We start from the raw sequence: 23463 nt of genomic DNA, 5'->3' as shown, positions 1-23463 counted from the left end.
ATGAGAAAAGAACAACATCATAAAAGATGGAATGAAATAAAAACAAACGACTCCTGGGCGATATTTAAGATTATGGGAGAGTTTGTTAATGGCTACGAAAAATTAAGTCGTATTGGGCCATGTGTTTCCATTTTTGGATCGGCAAGAACAAAACCAGATCATAAATATTACAAATTAGCAGAAGACATTGCAAAAAACATTGTAGATCATGGTTATGGTGTTATAACTGGCGGTGGCCCTGGAATTATGGAAGCTGGTAATAAAGGCGCACATATTGCTGGTGGAACATCGGTTGGATTAAATATCGAACTCCCATTCGAACAACATGATAATCCGTATATAGACTCCAACAAAAGCCTTGATTTCGACTACTTTTTTGTTAGAAAAGTTATGTTTGTAAAATACTCTCAAGGATTTGTTGTCATGCCTGGTGGCTTTGGAACTCTAGATGAGCTTTTTGAAGCGATTACACTAATTCAAACTAAAAAAATTGAAAAATTTCCCATTATTCTAGTAGGTTCAGATTTCTGGAATGGCCTAATAGATTGGGTAAAATCTACCTTACTGGAAGCTAACAATAATATTAGCCCAGAAGATTTAAGTTTAATACATGTTGTAGACACAGCAGATGAAGTTATTACTATTTTAGATAGCTTCTATAACAAATACGGCTTAAGTCCTAACTTCTAATAACTTTAAAAGCATGGTATTTTAACATTTTATTGATGCCATGCTTTTAAAATTTCTGCTATATTCCATAAAAATTGCTATAACCTTTTCAGGATTGTTTAGATTACGTTTTCTTTCTAGTTTGCCATGTTTACTACTTATATTAAGTTTCTTTTTAAGTAGTACACCACTGTTATGTCAAAATAAGATTGATATTAAAGCCGATTTCAATGTTACAAACAATAGCATAAAAATATCACAAAACATAACCTATTACAATACTTCAAACAAGGTTTTAGATACTATTTATTTAAACGATTGGAGCCATAGTTACGCCACCAAAACAACACCTTTAGCTAATAGATTTGCCGAAGAATACAAAACAGAATTTCACTTTGCTAAAAATGAAGACAGAGGCTATTCGGTAGTAACGTCTATCACACAACATGGTGAAGCTGTTTTTTTTGATAGACTAAAAAATCATATAGATGTTATTAAAGTAGCACTACAAACACCTCTACAACCTAACCAAAGATACACGATAAAAATAAATTACATCGTTCAAGTACCTAATGATAAATTTACGAGGTACGGTTTTACTCCTGAAAAGGATTTTAACTTAAGATATTGGTACATTACACCTGCCGTTTTCAATGGCAAATGGCAATACTACAGCAATAAAGATTTAGACGATTTATTTGCTCCTGAAGCCAATATAACGCTGCAAGCCACATACCCTAAAAGCTATACATTAACTTCCGAACTAGATGAATTAACTACCTCAGAAAACGATAGCACTATAACAACTATATTAACTGGAGAAAAAAGAATAAACTCTAGACTATTTTTACAAAAACACAGCAACTTTAACGCTATTGGCACAGAAAATTTCTCGTTAGTTTCTAATATAGATGATGAAGAATTACATATTGTAGATAAAGTTTTAGTTATAGATAATGTTTCCAAGTTTTTAAAAGAAAATTTAATCGCTTATCCGCATAAAAAGCTATTACTAACGCACATCGACTATAAAAAAAATCCTATTTATGGGTTAAACCTTTTACCCAGTTTTATTCGACCTTTTCCAGATAAATTTCAATACGAACTTAAAATTCTAAAAACGGCATTACACAATTACTTAGAAAACACCTTAATAATTAACCCAAGAGAAGATCAATGGATTATCGATGGGCTTCAAACATATTTTCTTATGAAATATGTAGATGAATACTATCCTAATATGAAAATCTTTGGAACACTATCTAAAATATGGGGTATTCGTTCGTTTCATGCAGCACAATTAGATTTTAACGATCAATATAACTTTCTATACATGCATATAGCTAGAGAAAACCTAGACCAACCGTTGCTTATGGAAAAAGATTCGCTGTTAAAATTTAACGAAAATATTGCTAATAAATATAAAGCAGGAATAGGGCTACGTTATTTAGACGATTTTGTAAACGCTAATACCGTAGAAAACACTATAAAACAATATTTAAGTGAATACGCCTTAAAACAAACCGATTCTAAAGACTTTGAAAATCTACTTAAAAACAATACCTCAAAAGACATTGATTGGTTTTTTACAGACTACTTAAGCACCAATAAGCAAATAGATTTTAAAATAACCCAACTACAAAGCACTAAAGACTCCATTAAAGTTACCATAAAAAATAAGCGTAACAACAACATGCCTGTATCTTTATTTGGCATAAACAACGATACTGTTATTTCAAAATATTGGGTAGAACACATTCATGGCGAAAAAACCGTTACTATACCAAACAACAATATTGAAAAACTAGTTTTAAACTACGATAAGTCAATTCCCGAATTTAATTTAAGAGACAACTGGAAATCTACTAAAGGCTTTTTACTAAACAATAGACCTTTACAATTTAGATTATTTACCGATATAGAAGACCCCTATTACAATCAAGTCTTTTTTATGCCACAATTTGATTATAACTTATACGATGGCGTCTCTCCAGGTATTAAACTAGCCAATAAAACGGTGCTTGAAAAACCATTTCATTACGATATTAGACCAACCTATGGCTTACGAAGCAAACAATTAAGAGGAAAGGCCAAATTTAGCTACAAACACAATTTAAAAAACAACAACTTATATTATGTGAGATATGGGTTAACAGGAGAATACTCCAATTATGCACCAGAACTATCCTACTCAGAATTCACACCATACCTACAATTTAGATTTCGAGACCATAAAAACCTTAGAGACAACAAAAAAAAGTATTTAACACTACGTTATGTAAGTATAAATCGTGAAGAAGACCCTTCAGGTATTTACAACATAGAAGAAGAACCTAGCTATAGCGTTTTTAATATGAATTACGGGCAAAGCGACCCTAATTTAAAAAACTACAACTCATGGAATGCCGATTTACAATTAGCCAAGAAATTTGGTAAACTCTCATTCACATACGAATATAGAAAGCTAACAGAAAAAAATCGGCAATATAATCTAAGACTATTTACAGGAATGTTTCTCTATAACAATTCCTACCAAACATCTAATTACTTCAGTTTTGCTTTAGATAGACCAACAGATTATCTTTTCGATTACAACTATTACGGTAGATCCGAAGAATCAGGATTATTTAGCCAACAGCTAATTATTGCCGAAGGTGGTTTTAAATCTAAACTAAATACACCTTATGCCAACCAATGGATTTCTACAATAAATGGAAGCACAACCATTTGGAGATACATTCATGCCTATGGCGATGCGGGGTTTGTAAAAAATCATTACAACAATGCTAAATTTGTTTACGATTCTGGTATACGGTTTAGCTTAGTAGATGATTATTTTGAACTCTACTTCCCTATATACTCAAACTTAGGATGGGAAATAGCGCAACCTAACTACGACCAAAAAATACGTTTTATTATTGCACTTGATCTTCAAACCTTATTTGGGTTATTCTCCAGGCGTTGGTATTAAAATTAAGAATTCCACTCACTTTTCTTTAATGAATTCTCATTTTTAAATTGTTTTGTTAATTATATTTCAATTTAACTTGTCAAAAAAAGGAAAATGTTAACAAATATTCAGTTTTCCATGCAATACTTCAATTGCATTTCACACAATAATTAACTACCTTTGCAACAACTCAAATTAAAGCTATGCAAACAAATCCAGATATTAAAAACGACTTATCTTTTGAAGACTTTAAAAAAGAAGTTATCAACGATTACAAAATTGCTGTAACATCACGTGAATGCAGTTTATTAGGACGACGAGAAGTTTTAACTGGAAAAGCAAAATTTGGAATTTTTGGTGGCGGAAAAGAAGTCCCACAATTAGCCATGGCTAAAGCATTTAAAAATGGTGATTTCCGTTCTGGATATTATAGAGATCAAACCTTTATGATGGCTATAGGAGAATTAACTATCGAACAATTTTTCTCTGGACTATACGCCAACACCGATTTAGAAAAAGAACCTATGTCTGCAGGACGTCAAATGGGTGGGCACTTTACAACACATAGTTTAGATGAGAATGGAAATTGGGTTAATTTAACCAAACAAAAAAACTCTAGCGCCGATATATCGCCTACTGCAGGACAAATGCCACGCTTATTAGGCTTGGCTCAAGCCTCAAAAATTTACAGACATGTTAATGGTATAAACACCGAAAAATTCTCGGTAAACGGAAACGAAATCGCTTGGGGAACTATTGGTAACGCAAGTACTAGCGAAGGCTTATTTTTTGAAACCATAAATGCTGCTGGTGTTTTACAAGTCCCTATGGTTATTAGCGTTTGGGACGATGAATACGGTATTTCTGTTCATGCAAAGCATCAAACAACTAAAGAAAATATTTCCGAAATACTTAAAGGCTTCCAAAGAACCAAAGACGCAAAAGGCTACGAAATTTTAAAAGTCAAAGGTTGGGACTATGTATCCTTAATTGAAACTTACCAAGAAGCTAGCGAAATCTCAAGAGAAGAACACGTTCCTGTACTTATTCACGTGCAAGAATTAACACAACCACAAGGACATTCAACCTCTGGCTCGCACGAACGTTACAAAGGTCCAGATAGATTAAAATGGGAAAAAGAATACGACTGTAATCAACAAATGAGATCGTGGATGATTGCTAGTGGTATGGCTACCGAAGAAGAGCTTACAGCTATTGAAAAAGCCATTAAAAAAGAGGTTAGAAATGGCAAAAAAGCGGCTTGGGAAGCTTTCATGAAACCTATTTTAAAAGAACGCTCAGAATTAGTTAATCTATTACAAAATTTAGCTAAATCAAGTGCTAATAAAGTATTTATTGAAAAGCTAGCAAACGATTTAAATACCATAGACGAGCCTATACGAAAAGACATTTTCACAACCGCTAGGAAATCGTTACGCTACGTTATAGGTGAAGAATCAAACGAAAAAAATGAATTAATTAATTGGTTTAATGCGCTCTCTAAAGAGATTCAGCCTAAGTATAGCTCGCATTTATACAGCCAATCAGATAAAGCTGCTACCCAAATAGAGGGAGTTACACCTATCTATAATGAAAACAGTAAAGATGTTGACGCAAGAATTATTATACGTGACAATTTCGATGCTATTTTTAATAAATATCCAGAAGCTCTTGTTTTTGGTGAAGACTCAGGAAATATTGGTGATGTAAACCAAGGCTTAGAAGGACTTCAAGAAAAATATGGCGAATTACGTGTAGCCGATGCAGGTATTCGTGAAGCCACCATTTTAGGTCAAGGTATTGGTATGGCAATGCGTGGATTACGCCCTATTGCCGAAATTCAATATTTAGATTACCTAATGTATGCGCTACAAATTATAAGTGATGATTTGGCCACTTTACACTACAGAACTAAAGGACGCCAAAAAGCGCCATTAATTATTCGTACACGTGGCCATAGACTAGAAGGCATTTGGCATTCTGGATCGCAAATGGGTGGCATTATCAATTTAGTTAGAGGAATTCACGTTTTAGTTCCTAGAAATATGACGAAAGCCGCAGGGTTCTACAATACTTTATTAGAAAGTGACGAACCAGCACTTATTATAGAATGCTTAAACGGCTACCGTTTAAAGGAAAAAATGCCAACTAATATTGGAGAGTTTAAAACACCTATTGGCATTGTTGAAACAGTAAAAGAAGGAACTGATATTACCTTAGTATCTTACGGATCCACATTAAGAATCGTTAGCGATGTTGCCAAAGAACTTCTTGAAATTGGTATTAACGCCGAAGTTATAGATATTCAAAGTTTACTGCCATTCGATTTAAACCATGACATTGTAAAAAGTGTTGCTAAAACCAATAGATTAATGGTTATAGATGAGGATGTTCCTGGCGGTGCTTCAGCTTATATTTTAAACGAAATATTAAACACACAAAACGCTTACGTTCACCTTGACAGCAAACCAATAACGCTTACGGCTAAAGAGCATCGTCCAGCTTATGGAACAGACGGCGATTATTTCTCTAAACCTTCAGCAGAAGATATTTTTGAAGCCGTTTACAACGTTATGCATGAAGTTAGTCCTAACGACTATCCAAAGCTTAAATAACAAGTTTTAAATATCATCTTGAAAAACCTTTTAGGTAATACCATAAACCTAAAAGGTTTTTTTATATTTAATACATGCTAACAAAATCTGAAAAAGCGACACTTCGAGGAACTATCTTTAAACACTTAGATGGTCTTGCTACAGCTACAACGGCATCTTCTCTTTATAAAAAAGGCGTTCTAGACATTCTTCTTCAAGAAAAGAAAGTCTCTTTACAAGATGTAACTAAAAAATTTAATGCCAATGAAGGCTACTTAAATGTTGCCCTAAGAATACTTTGCTCGCAAGGTTGGTTAACGCAACATTTAAATAACGACACCGATGAGATTTTCTATGAAACAAACAACCAAAGCGAACAAGCTTTTAAGTTGGCACCGCTGTATGAAGATGCTGTTAAATTGCTAAACTATTCGGTTAAATTTCCTGAAGAAGGTCATATTGGCCCAGATGCTTTTATCGTACTAGAACGTATTTTTGAATCGTATGAAAATCATTTTGGACTTGCCGAGTTTGAAACCAACCCCATTCAACAACAGATTTTAAAACATATTGAAGGTGCTATTGTCGCCCCAATAATTGTACTTCTTGGTGTTAACGGATTGTTTCATAAATACTTTATGGAAGCCTCTTTTAGAGCTGAAGAATATCATAAAGATCCTGAAAGTTTTAAAAAAATATTAGATTTCTTTGCTTATCTAGGATGGTTCAAAAAGAAAAAAGACACCTATCAATTTACCGATAAAGGCTTATTTTTCGCCAAACGTGCCACAGCTTATGGTGTTACGGTATCCTACTTGCCAACATTTGTCGCGTTGGACGATTTAATTTTTGGCAATCCATTAGTATTAAAAACAGACAATCCTAGTGACACCGAAAAACACGTCCATCGCGAAATGAACGTTTGGGGAAGCGGCGGTGCGCATTCAACCTATTTTAAAGTCATTGATCAAGTTATCATTGAACTATTCAACAAACCTATAGACGAACAACCCAAAGGTATTTTAGATATGGGCTGTGGCAATGGCGCCTTTATCCAGCATATTTTTGAAGTCATCGAGCATCAAACCCTACGTGGAAAAATGCTTGAAGAACATCCGCTGCTACTTGTTGGTGCCGATTTTAACCAAGCAGCGTTAAAAGTTACGCGTGCCAACTTAATAAAAGCCGATATTTGGGCTAAAGTCATTTGGGGCGATATTGGTCGTCCAGATTTATTGTCAAAAGATTTAGATGAAGATTACAACATTAAGCTTAGCGATTTATTAAATGTTCGTACATTTTTAGATCATAACCGTATTTGGGAAGCACCACAACAAACCACTAAAAACATTAGCGCATCATCTGGTGCTTTTGCCTACAAAGGAAAACGCATTAGCAATAATTTGGTTGAAGATTCCTTACGTGAACATCTTGAAAAATGGAAACCTTATGTGGAGCGTTTTGGCTTATTAATCATTGAATTACATACCTTAAAACCAGAACTTACGGCAGCTAATCTAGGAAAAACAGCAGCAACCGCCTACGATGCTACACACGGATATAGCGACCAATACATTGTGGAAATAGATGTATTTAAAACTATCGCAGAAGACATTGGGTTAAAACCTATGGAAAAATATGCCTCTAAATTTCCCAACAGCGAACTTGCAACAGTTAGCATTAATCTTTTAAAAGGAAAAAACTAAAACAAAACATATGAACAAAAACTTTACAGACTTAGCTTTAGCCATACTACGCATTGGCTTTTCGGGAATGATGCTCACACACGGTATTCCTAAAATTAGTATGCTGTCCGATCCTTCTAGTTTTGGTGACCCGCTTGGTGTTGGACCAACAGTTTCATTAATACTAACATTAATAGGTGAAGTCGTCGCCCCAGTTATGATTATTATTGGTTTTAAAACCAAACTAGCTGCTATTCCTGCTGCTATTACCATGGCTGTTGCTGCGTTTATAGTTCACGCTAGCGACCCATTAAAAACAAAGGAAATGGCTATTTTATATCTTTTGGCTTTTGTGGTTATTTTCTTGGCTGGTCCTGGACGTTTATCCATTGATGGAAGAAAAGGACATTAATCTTTATGAAAGCCGAACGCTTAAGCAACATAAAAAAAGAATTACAGCTTCAATCTAAGGACGAGCTCTTGCAGCTTTGCCTTAGGTTGGGGCGTTTTAAAAAAGAAAATAAAGAGCTACTTACCTATTTACTTTTTGAAGCCCACGATGAAGATAGCTATGTTGCTTCTATTATTAAAACCTTAGATGAAGACTTTGAGACAATTAATACGGCTAGTTATTTCTACATTAAGAAAAGTATTCGGAAGATTTTACGACAAATTAGAACTTATAGCAGATACTCAAATAGTAAAGCTACTGAGGTAGAGCTACTACTCTATTTTTGCCAAAAACTAAAAGACTTTAAACCCAATATTTTTAGAAATAAAGCTTTAAGCAATCTTTACGACAGGCAAATTGTAGCCATTAAAAAGAAAATAACAGCCTTACACGACGATTTACAACACGATTATTTATTAGAATTAGAAGAACTGTTGGTCAATTAATTTAAAATTCTCACCATCAATTCATTTAACAAATCACCTTGCGGAATAGCATTAGCACCAACGCCCTTACTTTTACCATCAAATGTTCTTAAATCGGCGATGATGTTACTTACTTTCCGCATAGGAAAGTTTCTAGCAGCCACTATATATTCATTTACAAAATAAGGATTTACCTTTAAAGCTGAGGCCACGCTCCTAGCAGATTTATCGTTTAAACCGTGGAGTTTTAGCAACCTTGAAAAATAGGTGTACAACAAACTAACCGTAACAATCATAGGATTATCCTTGGGGTTTTCACCAAAATATTTTACAATACGAAACACTTTTTCACTATTGCGTTCCCCTATAGCTTTATGCAACTCAAAATTGTTGTAATCTTTACTAATGCCTATGTTTTCTTCGATATGTTCTGGCGTAATTTGTGTTCCTTCGGGAAGCAGTAATTTTAGCTTATTTAATTCATTACTAATTTTACTTAAATCGGTTCCTAAAAACTCGGCAAGCATTTGTGCAGCTTTTGGTGTAATGCCATAGTTTTGTCCAGAAAGCACCCGACGAATCCAATCAGATATTTGATTATCGTAAAGTTTTTTACTTTCAAAAACAACACCACTTTTCTTTAAGGTTTTATACAGTTTTTTACGCTTGTCTATGGTTTTGTACTTGTAATTAACAACAAGAATAGTACTAGGTTGCGGGTTTTCGGCGTAAGCAGCTAAGTTCTCAATGGTTCGCGATAAATGTTGCGCTTCTTTTACAATAACCACTTGATGCTCTGCCATCATAGGAAAACGTTTGGCGTTGCTTACTATATCATCAACTGCAACGTCTCTTCCATACAACACCATTTGGTTAAACCCTTTTTCTTCTTCTGTTAAAATGCTATCCTCAATAAACTCGGTTATTCTATCAATATAATACGGTTCATCGCCCATTAAAAAGTAAATAGGCTTTAACTTTTTCTGTTTTATATCGGTTACAATCTGTTTTACTTCGTCCATTTAAAAAAAATCCCCAAATTTGCGATGTGCAAAGACTTAACTTTCCAACATATTCGTTTCGTTTCAAAAATAGCGAAAATAAAGCTTCTATTTTCGATGTTATTCGTAAAAAATTTGTGGTTTTACAACCAGAAGAATGGGTGCGCCAACATTGTGTTCATTATTTAATGGAAGAAAAACAGTACCCAAAATCGTTAATTAATGTTGAGAAAGAACTCATTGTTAATGGTTTAAAAAAACGATATGATATCGTCGTATTTAATCCCGATGGAAGCATTTTTTTAGTGGTAGAATGCAAAGCACCAAAAGTTAATATTACTCAAGATACTTTTGACCAAATTGCGCGATACAACCTAACGTTAAATGCGTCATATTTAATGGTAACCAATGGTTTAAATCATTATTATTGTCAGATGGATTTTGATAACGAACGTTATAATTTTTTAAGAGACATTCCAGAATACAGTAAATGAAAACAGCCATCGTCATACTAAATTGGAACGGAAAACAGTTGCTCGACACGTTTTTGCCTTCGGTTTTGGAACATTCCCAAAACGCTGATATTTATGTGGCCGACAATGCTTCTACAGATGATTCGGTAATTTATGTAAAAGAGTGCTTTCCTAGTGTTTCTATTATACAAAACCAAACCAATGGCGGTTATGCCAAAGGTTATAACGATGCCTTAAAACATATTGATGCCGATATATTTTGCTTGTTGAATAGCGATGTAGAAGTAACTAAAAACTGGTTAACTCCCATTCTAGAAACGTTTAAAGAATACCCTAAAACAGCCATTATTCAACCCAAAATAAAGGATTACAACAACAAGGATTATTTTGAATATGCTGGAGCTGGCGGTGGATTTATAGATAAATTTGGCTACCCATATTGTCGCGGACGCATTTTTAATACCATAGAAAAAGATAATGGTCAATACAACGATACCTCTGATATTTTCTGGGCATCTGGAGCGTGTCTTTTTGTAAGAAAAGAAGTGTTTAACGCTTTAAATGGTTTTGACGAACGTTTTTTTGCCCATATGGAAGAAATCGATTTGTGTTGGCGCGCTTTCAATTTAGGATACAATATTAAATATGTAGGTGCTTCAACTATTTTTCACGTTGGTGGCGCTACTTTAAAAAACACCAATCCTAAAAAAACATTTTTAAATTTTAGGAATAGTCTCTTCACATTGACAAAAAATGCACAAGGTAATTTGTTTTTCCTTGTGTTTACAAGACTTGTCCTAGATGGTGTGGCAGGTGTTATGTTTTTATTTCAGTTTAAGTTCGCTCACATTCTATCCATTGTTAAAGCACACTTTAACTATTATAGCCATTTGGCACAACTTTTAAAATTTAGAAAAACAGTTTCCAAGAAAGAAAATTATTACAACAAAACATCCATAGTATGGTCGTATTTCGTAACTAGAAACAAGACATTTTAATTGTTCATAAAAATGTTAAAGTTTTTGTTAAGACCTGTAAAAGCGAGCAATCTTTTACATAATTTTGATATGTTAAAATTGGTAACCATTTAATTCCATAACAACTATGAAAAAAATAATGTTATTAGGTGTTTCAGCTATGTTACTTTTAGGATCATGTGTCTCTAAAAAAGAATATGCTGCACTTGAAGCAAAACAAAAAGAAACGCAAGATCGTTTAAATTCTGCAACTGTAAAGCTTAACTCGTGTTTAGCTGATAAAGCTTCGGCACAATCTCGTGTAACGTCTCTAGAAGAGCGTATTGCAGATCTTAAAAAATCTAACGAAAACTTAATTCAGAGCAATAAGGACTTAACTATGCTAACCACTAAAGGCGCTTCAAATGTTGAAAAAACATTAGAAAGTCTTAGAGAGAAAGACCTTAAAATTAACCGCTTACAAGATGCTGTTAATAAAAAAGACAGTGTGATGTTAGCGCTTGTTACTAGCTTGAAAAAAGAAGTTGGTATTAACGACCCAGATATTGAAGTAAATGTTGAAAAAGGCGTGGTATTTATTTCTATTGCTGATAAATTATTATTTAGAAGTGGAAGCTATATTGTAAACGAACGTGCTAAAGAAGTACTTGGTAAGGTTGCTAAAGTTGTAAAAAGCAAACCAAACTTTGAATGTATGGTAGAAGCACATACAGATCCAGTTCCGTACAATAAACCACCATTAATTGACAACTGGGATTTAAGTGTAAAACGTGCCACATCGGTTGTTCGTGTACTTGAAGATCTTGGTGTAGATTCGGCTAAATTAATTGCTGCCGGACGCGCTTCTTTTGTCCCTGTAGCGTCAAATGATACTGCTGAAGGCAAAGCTGCTAACAGACGTACAAGAATTGTGATTTTACCTAAAATCGATGAATTCTACGAAATGATAGAGCAAGAAATGAAAAACTTAGAAGCAGGCGGAAACTAATAGCTTCAATTTTTTGATATAAAAAAGCTCAACATCTTGTTGGGCTTTTTTTATTTAAAAGATGTTTAAATCGCCTTTACCTTCCCTTACAATAACTGGTTCAGATTCTGAAAGATCGATAACCGTGGATGCCACATTATCCCCGTAACCACCATCAATTACTAAATCTACGAGTTTGTCCCATTTTTCATGAATTAGTTCAGGATCTGTAGTATATTCTAAAACCTCATCTTCATCATGGATAGAAGTAGATATAATTGGGTTTCCTAATTTATCTACAATTTCTAAAGCAATATTATTGTTAGGCACACGAATACCAACTGTTTTTTTCTTCTTAAAAACGCTTGGTAAGGATTTAGATCCAGGCAAAATAAACGTGTAAGGTCCTGGAAGCGCTCTTTTTAAAATTTTAAATGTGGTAGTGTCAATTTGTTTAACATAATCACTTAAATTACTTAAGTCCTTACAAATAAACGAGAAGTTAGCTTTTTCTAGCTTTACACCTCTTATTTTCGCTACGCGTTCAAGTGCTTCTTTATTAGTAATATCACAGCCTAAACCATAAACCGTATCGGTTGGATAGATAATTAATCCACCGCGTTTTAATACCTCGATTACTTTCTTAATTTCTCGAGGATTCGGATTCTCTTCATAAATTTTTATTAATTCGGCCATAATATGTATCTTAAAAAAGCGTTAAGTTACTGTAACACTTGCAATTCCTGAAATAAAACATGAAAATTACAAAAAATATTCTTCTAACAATAAGTATAATATCTGTTTTGCTTTCCTGTTCGATTGATGAGAATAACTCACAAAACAATTCTATCCCACAAAGTTTAGAATATAGAGAAGAACTTGATGTATCTTATGGAAATGCCTCTGAACAAACTTTTGATATTTTTCTGCCTGCTGACAGGAATTTTACTACTAAAACACTAATATTAGTCCACGGTGGCGGTTGGTCTTCTGGCGATAAAAGTGATATGAACGCTTTTAGAGATTACTTAAGAACTCACTTTCCAGATATTGCTATAGTAAATATAAATTACCGTTTAGCTGATGAAAACACCTCACCTCATCCCATGCAAATGAATGATCTTACAAGTATTATGAATCACCTTATCAGCAATCAAAATAATTATATTATAGATGATGAATTTGGTTTTATAGGTGTTAGTGCTGGCGCTCATTTAAGTATGCTTTGGAGTTATGCTTACGATACTAATAATCTAATTTCTATGGTGGCTAATATTGTTGGTCCTACCAATTTTACCGACGAAGTTTATTTAAACAATAACAATCCCGAACTACAAGAATTATTAGATCTTTATGGTATTGAAACCACTACTGGTTATCTACAAGAAGTAAGTCCTTATCATCAAGCTACAGGAATTGCTCCACCAACCATCATGTTTTATGGTGGTCAAGACCCCTTAGTGCCAACCTCGCAAGGTACTGCTATGCGAGACAAGTTAGAAACGCTTAATGTTATTCATGAATTCACCCTTTATGAAAATGAAGCTCACGGATGGACAGGAGCCAACTTACTTGATACTATGAATAAACTGTCTACTTTTATAGATACGCATTTATAAAATACTAGCCTAAAACTTCTAGTTTAGCAAAGCGTAGCAGTAATTTTTTAACACCACCATTTTCAAAATTAATTTCGGCTTTAGTATCGGCACCAACACCTTCAATCTTTAGAACCTCACCTTTTCCAAAGCGCATGTGTTCTACAATATTACCTTTTGCTAATTTCCCATCAAACAAATTAGCGTCTTCACCACTACCACCAACTTTAGAGACAGGCTTTAATTTTTTAGGCGGAATAAACTTTGGCGGTTTCTTTTCGGTTGTACGCTTTTTAGGTTTTTTAAAACGGATTTTATCTGGCTCTACATCGCCAAAAATATCGGCATCTAACATGGGGTTGGCACGTTGATGTTCCTTAGGCTTTAAAAACTCTAAATATTCATCATCTATCTCTTCTATAAATCGGCTAGGCTCTGCGTCTATTAATTTTCCCCAACGGTAACGTGATAAGGTATAAGTTAAATACGCTTGTTTCTCTGCTCTGGTAAGCGCTACATAAAACAAACGGCGCTCTTCTTCTAGCTCGCTTCGGGTATTCATACTCATTGCACTTGGAAATAAATCTTCTTCCATTCCCACAATATACACGTATGGAAATTCCAACCCTTTTGCTAAGTGAATGGTCATCAACGCCACTTTATCGCCATCATCTTTGTCGTTATCCATATCGGTGGCCAAAGCGACATCTTCCAAAAACTCTGCTAACGACCCAGTGGTATCTGCCAATTCTTTTTGTTCTTCAACAAAATCCTTCATACCATTAAGCATCTCCTCTATATTTTCAATACGGGTTATACCTTCTGGGGTTTGGTCTTTATTGAACTCTTTAATAAGTCCTGAAGCTTTAACAACGTGTTCGGCTAAATCAAACGCATTAGCTGTTTCATTCATTATTTGAAAACTTTCAATCATTGTAACAAAATCTGAAAGCTTTTGTTTTGTTCCTGAGTTTATTTTGATATCCACTTTATCTAGGTTTTTCATCACCTCAAAAATGGAACGATTATAATGACTCGCAGCAACAAGTAACCTATCTAATGTGGTTTGCCCGATACCTCGTGCTGGGAAATTAATAACACGTTTTAGAGCTTCTTCATCCTTTGGGTTAATAATTAAACGTAAATACGACAACACATCCTTAATTTCCTTACGTTGGTAAAATGAGAGTCCGCCATAAATACGGTATTCTATCCCGCGTTTTCTAAGCGCATCTTCCATAGCACGGGACTGCGCATTGGTTCGATATAGTATAGCAAAATCGCTATTCTTGAGTTGATTATTCATCTTATTCTCAAAAATAGAACTTGCCACATAACGACCTTCATCACCATCATTAAGCAAACGATTTACGATTATTTTTTGACCTTCATCATTTGCAGTCCAAACTACTTTTTCAAGTTTGGTTTTGTTTTTATCGATAATGGAATTGGCTGCATTAACAATGTTTTTAGTAGAGCGGTAATTCTGTTCCAAACGATACATTTTTACATCGTCATAATCCCGTTGGAAGTTTAAAATATTATTAATATTCGCACCACGGAAGGCATAAATACTCTGGGCATCATCTCCTACAACACAAATATTTTGAAAACGATCTGACAAAGCTCTAACTATTAAATATTGACTATGGTTGGTATCCTGGTACTCATCGACCAAAATATACCGAAAGCGGTCTTGGTATTTTGCTAATACATCTGGGAATCTAGTCAACAACTCATTAGTTTTTAATAATAAGTCATCAAAATCCATCGCACCAGCTTTAAAACAGCGGTCTACATACTCTTTATAAATATCCCCCATTTTAGGACGTTTTGCTGCCACATCAGCCTCTATAAGCTCTGGGTTATTAAAATACGCCTTAACTGTGATAAGACTATTTTTATACGATGAAATTCGCGAACGCACCTGTTTATATTTATAGATATCTTTATTAAGATTCAGTTGTTTAATAATATCTCGTATTAACCTATCGGAATCCTGAGTATCATAAATAGTAAAGTTACTTGGGTAGCCTAAACGATCGGCTTCGATACGTAGTATTTTTGCAAAAACCGAGTGAAAAGTTCCCATCCATAGGTTTTTAGCTTCACTATCGCCTACAATTTGCGCAATACGTGCTTTCATTTCACGTGCTGCTTTATTTGTAAACGTTAGTGATAAAATATTAAAAGGATCCACTCCTTGATGCATTAAATAAGCAATACGATATGTAAGCACTCTGGTTTTACCAGAACCCGCTCCAGCAATTACTATCATTGGCCCATCTTTTTGTAGCGTTGGCGCTAACTGGGCATCATTTAACTGACTTAAATACTTCTCCAATTTTCAATCTCATTTTAAAACGTGAAAATAACCATTACAGCCCTTTTTATTAAAGGATTTTATGAATAATTATAAACAACTTTTTCAATATCGGATTTTCATCAATTTTAATATCTTTAACAAAAATTACGTTACTTTTTTATGGATACTATTCTAGAGTTTTTAGGGAATATTAGTTGGTGGATGTGGCTGCTTATTATTTTGGCTATCGTAATAATTCGTGATGTTTTTGTTCAAAAAGCGCATACCATAAGTCATAACTTTCCTATTGTTGGACATTTACGTTATATGTTGGAAAGCATTGGACCAGAAATGCGCCAATATTTTGTAGCTAACAACCGTGAAGAACTTCCTTTTAATCGTATAGAACGTGGCTGGATTTATGCATCGGCCAAGCATGAAAATAATTATGAAGGCTTTGGTACCGATAGAGATATTTATGCCCATCAGCATATTTTTGTAAATAATGCCATGATGCCTTTTAAAGTTGATAAAAATCACCCTAACGCCATAGACAAAAGCTTTTTACCCTGTGCTAAAGTTATGGGCGCTCACAATAAACGCAAAAGACCGTACCGTCCAGCTTCTGTAATTAATGTATCGGCCATGAGTTTTGGCTCGTTATCTGCTAAAGCTGTCGAATCACTTAACAAAGGTGTGAAAATAGCGGGAGCTTACCACAATACAGGAGAAGGTGGCTTATCGCCTTACCACTCTAACGGCGGTGACGTTATATTTCATTTTGGAACTGGCTATTTTGGTGTTCGCGATAAAGAGGGAAATTTTTCAATGGATAAATTAACTAAACTCGTTAATGACAATCCATTTATTCGTGCCATAGAAATTAAACTATCACAAGGCGCAAAACCAGGAAAAGGTGGTGTTTTACCAGGAAAAAAAATCACTCAAGAAATTGCTAATATTCGTCATGTAGAAGTCGGTAAAGATGTCTTATCACCTCCAAACCACTCAGCATTTTCGAATGTTCAGGAGATGGTTGATTTTATTGAAAATATTGCCGAAAAAACTGGTTTACCTGTTGGCATAAAAGCGGCTATTGGTAAATTAGAGCAATGGGAAGAATTGGCACAAATCATGAAAACTACCAACAAAGGCCCAGATTTTATAACAGTTGATGGCGGCGAAGGTGGTACAGGTGCTGCGCCTCCTAGTTTTGCCGATCATGTGTCTTTACCTTGGGTTTACGGATTTAGCGATTTATATAAGATGTTTCAAAAACACGATTTAACTGAGCGTATTGTATTTATTGGTAGTGGTAAATTAGGGTTTCCTGCCAAAGCTGCTATGGCTTTTGCTATGGGCGCAGATTGTATAAATGTAGCTCGTGAAGCCATGATGAGTATTGGTTGTATTCAAGCGCAAATTTGTCACACAAATCGTTGTCCAAGTGGTGTAGCTACACAGAATAAATGGTTACAAAGCGGTATTAATGTTCCGTTAAAGTCTGAACGTTTAGCGCAATATTTTAAAACCTTTAGAAAAGAATTTATAGAGATTACACATGCTGCAGGTTACGAGCACCCTTGCCAGTTTAAAATGAGTGATATTGATGTAAATGTAGATGACCACAACCTAAGTAAAGAACTAGATAGAACTTATTATTACAACAAAACCATAGTTCCTTTTAGCGGAATGCAAGATTTAAAGAATTGCAAATACCTAGGAGGCAAAAACACTAATTAAGACGATAAAGTGTTATCAATATTGCAAATAGTTATTTATGTTTGCAACAAATAAAAAAGTATGCAAGATCAATTATTAAATCTGTTAATGTACTGTATTCCTACCTTAGTTACGGGAGCGATTGCTTATATGTTTTTTAAAGAGCATCTAGACAACGAAACTAACCGCAGGAACTTTTTAATTAAAAGGGAGCTACAAAAAGAAGCACTTCCGCTTCGTCTTCAAGCTTACGAACGCATGGCTTTATTTTTAGAGCGTATTTCCCTTAACAGATTATTGGTTCGTGTACAACCGACTTCAGAAGAAAGTAATGATTATGAAGCCTTGCTAATTGCTACTATTGAGCAAGAGTTTGAACACAATTTAACACAGCAAATTTATGTAAGTTCTGAATGCTGGAGTATTATAAACACAGCTAAAAATGCGACAATTCAATTAATAAGAAGGGCTAATAACTCAGAAGAATCGGCTAATGCTGATAAACTTCGTGAAATTATTCTCACCAACTTAATGGCGCAAGAATCGCCTAGCAACACAGCCTTAGCATATATTAAAAATGAGATTAGCGAAATGTTGTAAATCATTCTGATTTATTAAAACGCTTATGGGCATAATCGTAACCTTGCTCCCACCACTTTGTCATTAAACGTTTACTAAAAATTAAAGAATTTTCGGTAAGCTGTGTTGGCGTATAGTATAAATTTAGCTTGACATTATTATTTTTTGCAGCTAATTTTCCTATCAATACATCGTTACGTTCCATTTGATCTAATAAGTGCCCAAATAGACTAATCATTAAAGAAAACGGATTTTTTCCTAACACTTTATTACGATCCATATTTTCCGATTCTAAAATAACGGCATCAACTTCTGTGGCTCCACGCTGAATAGCTTCGCGAATAGGAACCACACAACCTAAACCACCATCACCATACTCATAACCATTTACTTTGGCTAACGACATAAAAGGAATATAATTGCATGAAATCCATATCCAATTACAAAACTCTTCGTACGTACATTCGTGAATAGATTTATACTCAACTTTGTTTTTGGAAAGATTGGAAACTGTAACTACCAAATCTTCTTTGGTCGCTTTTATTTTTTCATATTCTTCTCTTGTAAAATTGTGCTTTATATTTCTTTTTAACGCCTTACTTTCTCCAAAGGTGCGTTTCATTCTTATAAATTGCCAAAGCGAGTTTATAAAATCGATAGAGACATATTCCCTATCGCCTTTTTTTCGTTGCACAAATGGACTGATGCTAAAAATATCGCTTTGTTGTACGTTGGTATAGATATCGTAAAGCTTTCCTATATCATTAGTTGCCAGATGTGGCACCAATAAACTTCCCGTTGATGTTCCTAAGAACATATCGTAGGTTTTCTTTTTTTCTTCAATAAGATATTGGGCAACACCGCCAGCAAAAGCGCCTTTACTACCGCCACCCGAAATGACTAATGCTTTCATTTTGTTAGTTAGTTAATCGTTTTTTGAGGTCTTTAGCAAATGTAACCATTCTCCAATTATGATGTTTTATTGCTTGTTCTAAATGTGATTGACAAGTTTTGTTGCAAGCTCTAAGAGCTTCTAAATATTGAAAAGCACTTATTCGTAGCTCATAATTATAAGCAGACGATGTATAATTTACCAACTCGTTGTAAAATAATATATCGTTATCTGGCTCAAAATCTGGTGTTGATAGTGCTAAAACCAACCATAATAACCTCACATTTCTAGTAGCATCGCCTACAACGTTCCTTGTTTTATTAAAAAATACCTCTCGTTCATCTGGAAAGTTATTCCATAAATGATACAAAGCAGCTTCTTTTGTTTTATAGGAAGCATCATCGAGTAAGGTTTCGTAATCTTCTTTTAAGGCTAAAGGTATTTTCGACATACTTTCAGCAATAGCTCTTCTAACTTCAATGCTGTTATTAAATGTTCCCGATGTTACTAAATGTGGCACTTGACGTACTATTTTTGCTTTTGCTTTATCTGAAATACCAGACTCTAAATAATATGAACACTTGGAATTTACAGTCTCGCAATCGGCCATTTCATACTCTTGTATAAAGGTTGATTGTAATAATAACGTTTTGGCTTCAGTTTCTGGAAAAGGTTTGTTTTTAATCCATAGGTTAACAAACTCAGATAAGTCTTCACCACTTATTTGCTCTGCTTCAGAAATAAAATCTGATGTTGTTACATTATTAAATTCATGTTTATTTAAATAGGTCTTCACTGCGGTTTTAAAAGCTTTATCGCCAATTTTTTCTCTTAAAGCATGTAACACAAAACAACCACGTTTGTAAAACGTTAAACTACTAGATTTAGGATTTAACAACGAGGTTCCATTACCATTTCTATCTTGCGCAACTAATTCTTGATAATATTGATACAATTGCCAATAATAATACTGTTCTCCAAAGACAGACTTTTCAGCTAATAAGGCATAATATGTAGCAAAACCTTCTTGCAACCAGTGATGCTCACCACTTTTAGCTGTTACTAAATCTCCAAACCATTGGTGGGCTAATTCATGTGCATTTACATTAACATAATTTCTATCATTAAATGCAATAGAATCTACCACAAAAGCATCAGAGAAAATAGTGGCGCTCGTATTTTCCATACCTGCGTATAAAAAATCATGTACGGGTATTTGTTTATAGTTTTGCCAAGGATAAGGTTTTCCAATTTCTTCTTCAAGAAAATTGAACATCTGTCTTGTGTAACGGTATGTTGGTTCTACTTTGTTTGAATCTTTAGGGTAAAAATACATTTCCAAAGGAATTCCTGACGCTGATGTGTCTAACTTTTTATTGTATTTACCAACAACCAATGCCACCAAATAACTAGGCATAGGATTGTTCATGTTATAAATCCAGGTTATTGTAGCATCGTTATTTAGTTTTTTCTCGACTAAGTTTCCATTGGCAACTACTTTGTAATCTTTATCAAACGTTATGTTTAAATCAAACTCAATTTTATCGTTTGTATCGTCTATACTTGGCAGCCAGTTACTGGTATATTTTCCTTGCCCTTGTGTCCAAATTTGATTTGGCGCATCATTTTCCCATCCCACAAAATACAAGGCTTTTTTAGGTACTGTTTGATATTTAAATGTTAGCTTATAGTTTGTGTTTGTCTTAAAATCGCTTACAATCCAAAGTTTTTTACCATTGTTATTCCAAGATGTCTCTTTAGTGTTTAACGTCACCTTATTAAAAGTCATATTAATAGCATCAATATAAATAGAATCGGTTGCTTGATGTATTTTAAAATGATAGACTAACTCTCCCGTTACACTATGCGCTTCAGTATTAAAACTTAAATTTGCATTAAGATGCTTAAAATCTACATTTTCAGCTTGTTGACATACCCCAACAATACTCCAAATAAAAAAAAGATAAACAATAACTTGCTTCATACTTAAACTTATACAACGATTACGCCAAAATACACATTTTTTAAGGTTTTATCTTTCAGGTTTAAGCATTATATTCGTTTCCATGAATACCAAGTTACAAACTCCCATCGACTACTTAAAAGGTGTTGGCCCTAATCGTGCCGATCTTTTACGCAAAGAGTTAGGTATTCACACGTATCAAGATTTACTTAACCTTTTTCCTAATCGTTATTTAGATCGTACACGCTATTACAAGATTAACGAATTACAACGAAATTCCTCTGAAGTTCAAGTAATAGGTAAAATTACCCGATTTAGAGAAGTGGCACAAAAACGCGGAAAACGTCTTGTTGCGACATTTCAAGACGATACAGGAATTATGGAACTCGTATGGTTTCGAGGGCAAAAATGGATTAAAGACAGCCTAAAAGTTAACAAACCCTACGTTATATTTGGAAAAACTAATTGGTATAACGGCACGTTTAGCATGCCTCATCCAGAAATAGAACTGTTAGATGAGCATAAAAAAAGTTTACGCTCTGCCATGCAACCCATTTATCCTTCTACCGAAAAATTAACTAATAAAGGACTTACTAATCGGGTGATAAATAAAATCATGCAAAATGTGTTTTTAGAAACAAAACATAAGTTTGTAGAAACCCTTCCAGAATACCTTTTAAACGAGCTTCATTTAATACCAAAAAATGAGGCCCTTTTAAACATTCATTTTCCAAAAAATCAAGCCCTTTTAGCTAAGGCACAATTTCGTTTAAAATTTGAAGAATTATTTTATATTCAACTGCAATTAATTCTTAAAAATCTTATTCATAAATCAAAAATTAAAGGCTTTACTTTTGATAAAGTTGGCACGTATTTCAACACCTTTTTTAAGCACCATTTACCCTTTAATTTAACCCATGCCCAAAAACGAGTTATAAAAGAAATTAGATCTGATTTAGGTAGTAATGCCCAAATGAATCGTCTTTTGCAAGGTGATGTAGGTTCTGGCAAAACCATAGTTGCCTTCATGTCAATACTCATAGCACTTGACAACGGTTTTCAAACTTGTTTAATGGCGCCAACTGAAATTTTGTCAGTTCAACACTACAACGGGTTGCTTATGTTTTGTAAAAAACTGAATATCAGCATAAAAATACTTACCGGTTCAAGCAATACTTTAGACAGAAAAGAGATTCATAAATCTTTAGAAAATGGCGAATTACAACTCTTAATTGGTACACATGCACTTCTTGAAGACAAGGTGAAATTTAAAAATTTAGGGCTAGCTATTATTGATGAACAGCATCGTTTTGGTGTCGCGCAACGAAGTAAATTATGGCATAAAGGAACTGGTCATCCACCACATATTTTGGTCATGACTGCCACTCCTATTCCACGTACTTTAGCCATGTCTGTTTATGGTGATTTAGACATCTCGATTATTGATGAATTACCTCCAGGAAGACAACCTGTAAAAACGGTTCATAGATATGATAATAATCGCTTAAAAGTCTTTCGATTTATTCGTGATGAAATTGATAAAGGAAGACAAGTTTATATTGTGTATCCATTAATTCAAGAAAGTGAAAAAATGGACTACAAAGATTTAATGGATGGCTACGAAAGTATTGCTCGAGACTTTCCTGCTCCTAAATATCAAATTTCTATTGTGCACGGCCAAATGAAACCTGCCGATAAAGATTACGAAATGCAACGTTTTGCCAAAGGTGAGACCCAAATAATGGTTGCTACAACCGTTATTGAAGTTGGCGTTAATGTTCCTAACGCTTCTGTAATGGTTATTGAAAGTGCCGAACGCTTTGGATTATCGCAATTACACCAACTACGGGGACGTGTTGGTCGTGGTGCCGAACAAAGTTATTGTATATTAATGACTAGCCACAAGCTTTCTAACAATAGTAAAACACGCTTAGAAACTATGGTAAAAACTAATGATGGCTTTGAAATTGCCGAGGTAGATTTAAAGCTTCGTGGTCCGGGCGATATTATGGGAACCCAACAAAGTGGTGTTCTTAACCTTAAAATAGCAAATATTATAAAGGATAAACCTATTTTACAAAGCGCTAGATATTATGCTAAAAAACTACTAAATGAAGACCCGTCGTTAGCATTACCAAAACATCAGGTTGTATTACATACTTACAAACAACTTAGTAAGTTTAAAAATATTTGGAACTATATTAGTTAATAT

The 23463-nt window shown here is 34.2% G+C and carries 18 protein-coding genes; 13 read left to right on the top strand and 5 right to left on the bottom strand.

The features are described 5' to 3' along the window. From R3L15_RS05110 to R3L15_RS05085, 6 genes are all read left to right on the top strand, one after another. On the top strand, window positions 1-690 hold the full coding sequence (locus tag R3L15_RS05110) for a TIGR00730 family Rossman fold protein (protein WP_338733637.1): 690 nt from the start codon (window positions 1-3) through the stop codon (window positions 688-690). 40 nt (window positions 691-730) lie between these two features. Further along, window positions 731-3640, top strand: a complete 2910-nt coding sequence (locus tag R3L15_RS05105; protein WP_338733636.1) for a metalloprotease — start codon at window positions 731-733, stop codon at window positions 3638-3640. Between the two features lie 182 nt (window positions 3641-3822). Then, window positions 3823-6234, top strand: coding sequence for a thiamine pyrophosphate-dependent enzyme (locus R3L15_RS05100; protein ID WP_338733634.1), 2412 nt, complete (start codon window positions 3823-3825; stop codon window positions 6232-6234). A gap of 74 nt (window positions 6235-6308) precedes the next feature. Further along, the gene (locus tag R3L15_RS05095; RefSeq protein ID WP_338733633.1) at window positions 6309-7919 is read left to right on the top strand and encodes a class I SAM-dependent methyltransferase; all 1611 of its coding nucleotides are present in this window, start codon (window positions 6309-6311) and stop codon (window positions 7917-7919) included. Window positions 7920-7929: 10 nt separating this feature from the next. Then, a complete protein-coding gene (locus R3L15_RS05090) occupies window positions 7930-8310 on the top strand; it encodes a DoxX family protein (protein WP_338733632.1) in 381 nt (126 codons plus the stop codon). Between the two features lie 5 nt (window positions 8311-8315). Then, window positions 8316-8795, top strand: coding sequence for a hypothetical protein (locus tag R3L15_RS05085; RefSeq protein WP_338733630.1), 480 nt, complete (start codon window positions 8316-8318; stop codon window positions 8793-8795). On the opposite strand, the gene holA is transcribed toward R3L15_RS05085, so the two are convergent. Beyond that, a complete protein-coding gene (gene holA / locus R3L15_RS05080; protein WP_338733629.1) occupies window positions 8792-9796 on the bottom strand; it encodes a DNA polymerase III subunit delta in 1005 nt (334 codons plus the stop codon). The two genes, R3L15_RS05085 and holA, sit on opposite strands and share 4 nt — an antisense overlap. Before the next feature lie 26 nt (window positions 9797-9822). Here holA and R3L15_RS05075 point away from each other — a divergent pair, with 26 nt between their 5' ends. From R3L15_RS05075 to R3L15_RS05065, 3 genes are all read left to right on the top strand, one after another. Beyond that, window positions 9823-10269: a type I restriction enzyme HsdR N-terminal domain-containing protein gene (locus R3L15_RS05075; RefSeq protein ID WP_338733628.1), complete on the top strand. Its 447-nt coding sequence runs from the start codon at window positions 9823-9825 to the stop codon at window positions 10267-10269. Continuing rightward, window positions 10266-11246, top strand: a complete 981-nt coding sequence (locus R3L15_RS05070) for a glycosyltransferase family 2 protein (RefSeq protein WP_338733627.1) — start codon at window positions 10266-10268, stop codon at window positions 11244-11246. Before R3L15_RS05075 ends, R3L15_RS05070 begins: the two co-directional genes overlap by 4 nt. A 106-nt stretch (window positions 11247-11352) precedes the next feature. Beyond that, window positions 11353-12213 carry an OmpA family protein gene (locus R3L15_RS05065; RefSeq protein WP_125467217.1) on the top strand — a complete coding sequence of 287 codons (861 nt, stop codon included), beginning with the start codon at window positions 11353-11355 and terminating at the stop codon, window positions 12211-12213. Between the two features lie 54 nt (window positions 12214-12267). Here R3L15_RS05065 and R3L15_RS05060 read toward each other — a convergent pair whose 3' ends face one another. After that, window positions 12268-12888, bottom strand: coding sequence for an L-threonylcarbamoyladenylate synthase (locus tag R3L15_RS05060; RefSeq protein ID WP_338733626.1), 621 nt, complete (start codon window positions 12886-12888; stop codon window positions 12268-12270). Window positions 12889-12947: 59 nt separating this feature from the next. Here R3L15_RS05060 and R3L15_RS05055 point away from each other — a divergent pair, with 59 nt between their 5' ends. Beyond that, the gene (locus R3L15_RS05055; RefSeq protein ID WP_338733625.1) at window positions 12948-13811 is read left to right on the top strand and encodes an alpha/beta hydrolase; all 864 of its coding nucleotides are present in this window, start codon (window positions 12948-12950) and stop codon (window positions 13809-13811) included. A gap of 4 nt (window positions 13812-13815) precedes the next feature. On the opposite strand, the gene R3L15_RS05050 is transcribed toward R3L15_RS05055, so the two are convergent. Then, window positions 13816-16134: a UvrD-helicase domain-containing protein gene (locus R3L15_RS05050; RefSeq protein ID WP_338733624.1), complete on the bottom strand. Its 2319-nt coding sequence runs from the start codon at window positions 16132-16134 to the stop codon at window positions 13816-13818. Window positions 16135-16275: 141 nt separating this feature from the next. Between R3L15_RS05050 and R3L15_RS05045 the strand changes: the two genes are divergently transcribed. Beyond that, entirely contained in the window at window positions 16276-17838 is a 1563-nt protein-coding gene (locus tag R3L15_RS05045) for an FMN-binding glutamate synthase family protein (RefSeq protein WP_338733623.1), read from the top strand. A 60-nt stretch (window positions 17839-17898) separates the two neighbouring features. Further along, window positions 17899-18417, top strand: a complete 519-nt coding sequence (locus R3L15_RS05040; protein WP_338733622.1) for a hypothetical protein — start codon at window positions 17899-17901, stop codon at window positions 18415-18417. 1 nt (window position 18418) lies between these two features. Here R3L15_RS05040 and R3L15_RS05035 read toward each other — a convergent pair whose 3' ends face one another. Beyond that, window positions 18419-19309, bottom strand: coding sequence for a patatin-like phospholipase family protein (locus tag R3L15_RS05035; RefSeq protein ID WP_338733620.1), 891 nt, complete (start codon window positions 19307-19309; stop codon window positions 18419-18421). Between the two features lie 4 nt (window positions 19310-19313). Continuing rightward, window positions 19314-21272 carry a M1 family metallopeptidase gene (locus tag R3L15_RS05030; protein ID WP_338733618.1) on the bottom strand — a complete coding sequence of 653 codons (1959 nt, stop codon included), beginning with the start codon at window positions 21270-21272 and terminating at the stop codon, window positions 19314-19316. An 82-nt stretch (window positions 21273-21354) separates the two neighbouring features. Between R3L15_RS05030 and recG the strand changes: the two genes are divergently transcribed. Continuing rightward, window positions 21355-23460, top strand: a complete 2106-nt coding sequence (gene recG / locus R3L15_RS05025) for an ATP-dependent DNA helicase RecG (protein ID WP_338733616.1) — start codon at window positions 21355-21357, stop codon at window positions 23458-23460. Window positions 23461-23463: the final 3 nt, after the last annotated feature.

The sequence above is a fragment of the Mangrovimonas cancribranchiae genome (genome assembly GCF_037126245.1).
Taxonomy (GTDB): Bacteria; Bacteroidota; Bacteroidia; order Flavobacteriales; family Flavobacteriaceae; genus Mangrovimonas; species Mangrovimonas cancribranchiae.
This window is presented reverse-complemented; position numbering and strand designations above follow the sequence as displayed.

Coding starts and splice junctions, on each gene's coding strand:
- R3L15_RS05110 (WP_338733637.1), top strand. CDS start 1: ATGAGAAAAGAACAACATCATAAAAGATGGAATGAAATAAAAACAAAC.
- R3L15_RS05105 (WP_338733636.1), top strand. CDS start 731: ATGCTTTTAAAATTTCTGCTATATTCCATAAAAATTGCTATAACCTTT.
- R3L15_RS05100 (WP_338733634.1), top strand. CDS start 3,823: ATGCAAACAAATCCAGATATTAAAAACGACTTATCTTTTGAAGACTTT.
- R3L15_RS05095 (WP_338733633.1), top strand. CDS start 6,309: ATGCTAACAAAATCTGAAAAAGCGACACTTCGAGGAACTATCTTTAAA.
- R3L15_RS05090 (WP_338733632.1), top strand. CDS start 7,930: ATGAACAAAAACTTTACAGACTTAGCTTTAGCCATACTACGCATTGGC.
- R3L15_RS05085 (WP_338733630.1), top strand. CDS start 8,316: ATGAAAGCCGAACGCTTAAGCAACATAAAAAAAGAATTACAGCTTCAA.
- holA (WP_338733629.1), bottom strand. CDS start 9,796: ATGGACGAAGTAAAACAGATTGTAACCGATATAAAACAGAAAAAGTTA.
- R3L15_RS05070 (WP_338733627.1), top strand. CDS start 10,266: ATGAAAACAGCCATCGTCATACTAAATTGGAACGGAAAACAGTTGCTC.
- R3L15_RS05065 (WP_125467217.1), top strand. CDS start 11,353: ATGAAAAAAATAATGTTATTAGGTGTTTCAGCTATGTTACTTTTAGGA.
- R3L15_RS05060 (WP_338733626.1), bottom strand. CDS start 12,888: ATGGCCGAATTAATAAAAATTTATGAAGAGAATCCGAATCCTCGAGAA.
- R3L15_RS05055 (WP_338733625.1), top strand. CDS start 12,948: ATGAAAATTACAAAAAATATTCTTCTAACAATAAGTATAATATCTGTT.
- R3L15_RS05045 (WP_338733623.1), top strand. CDS start 16,276: ATGGATACTATTCTAGAGTTTTTAGGGAATATTAGTTGGTGGATGTGG.
- R3L15_RS05040 (WP_338733622.1), top strand. CDS start 17,899: ATGCAAGATCAATTATTAAATCTGTTAATGTACTGTATTCCTACCTTA.
- R3L15_RS05035 (WP_338733620.1), bottom strand. CDS start 19,309: ATGAAAGCATTAGTCATTTCGGGTGGCGGTAGTAAAGGCGCTTTTGCT.
- R3L15_RS05030 (WP_338733618.1), bottom strand. CDS start 21,272: ATGAAGCAAGTTATTGTTTATCTTTTTTTTATTTGGAGTATTGTTGGG.
- recG (WP_338733616.1), top strand. CDS start 21,355: ATGAATACCAAGTTACAAACTCCCATCGACTACTTAAAAGGTGTTGGC.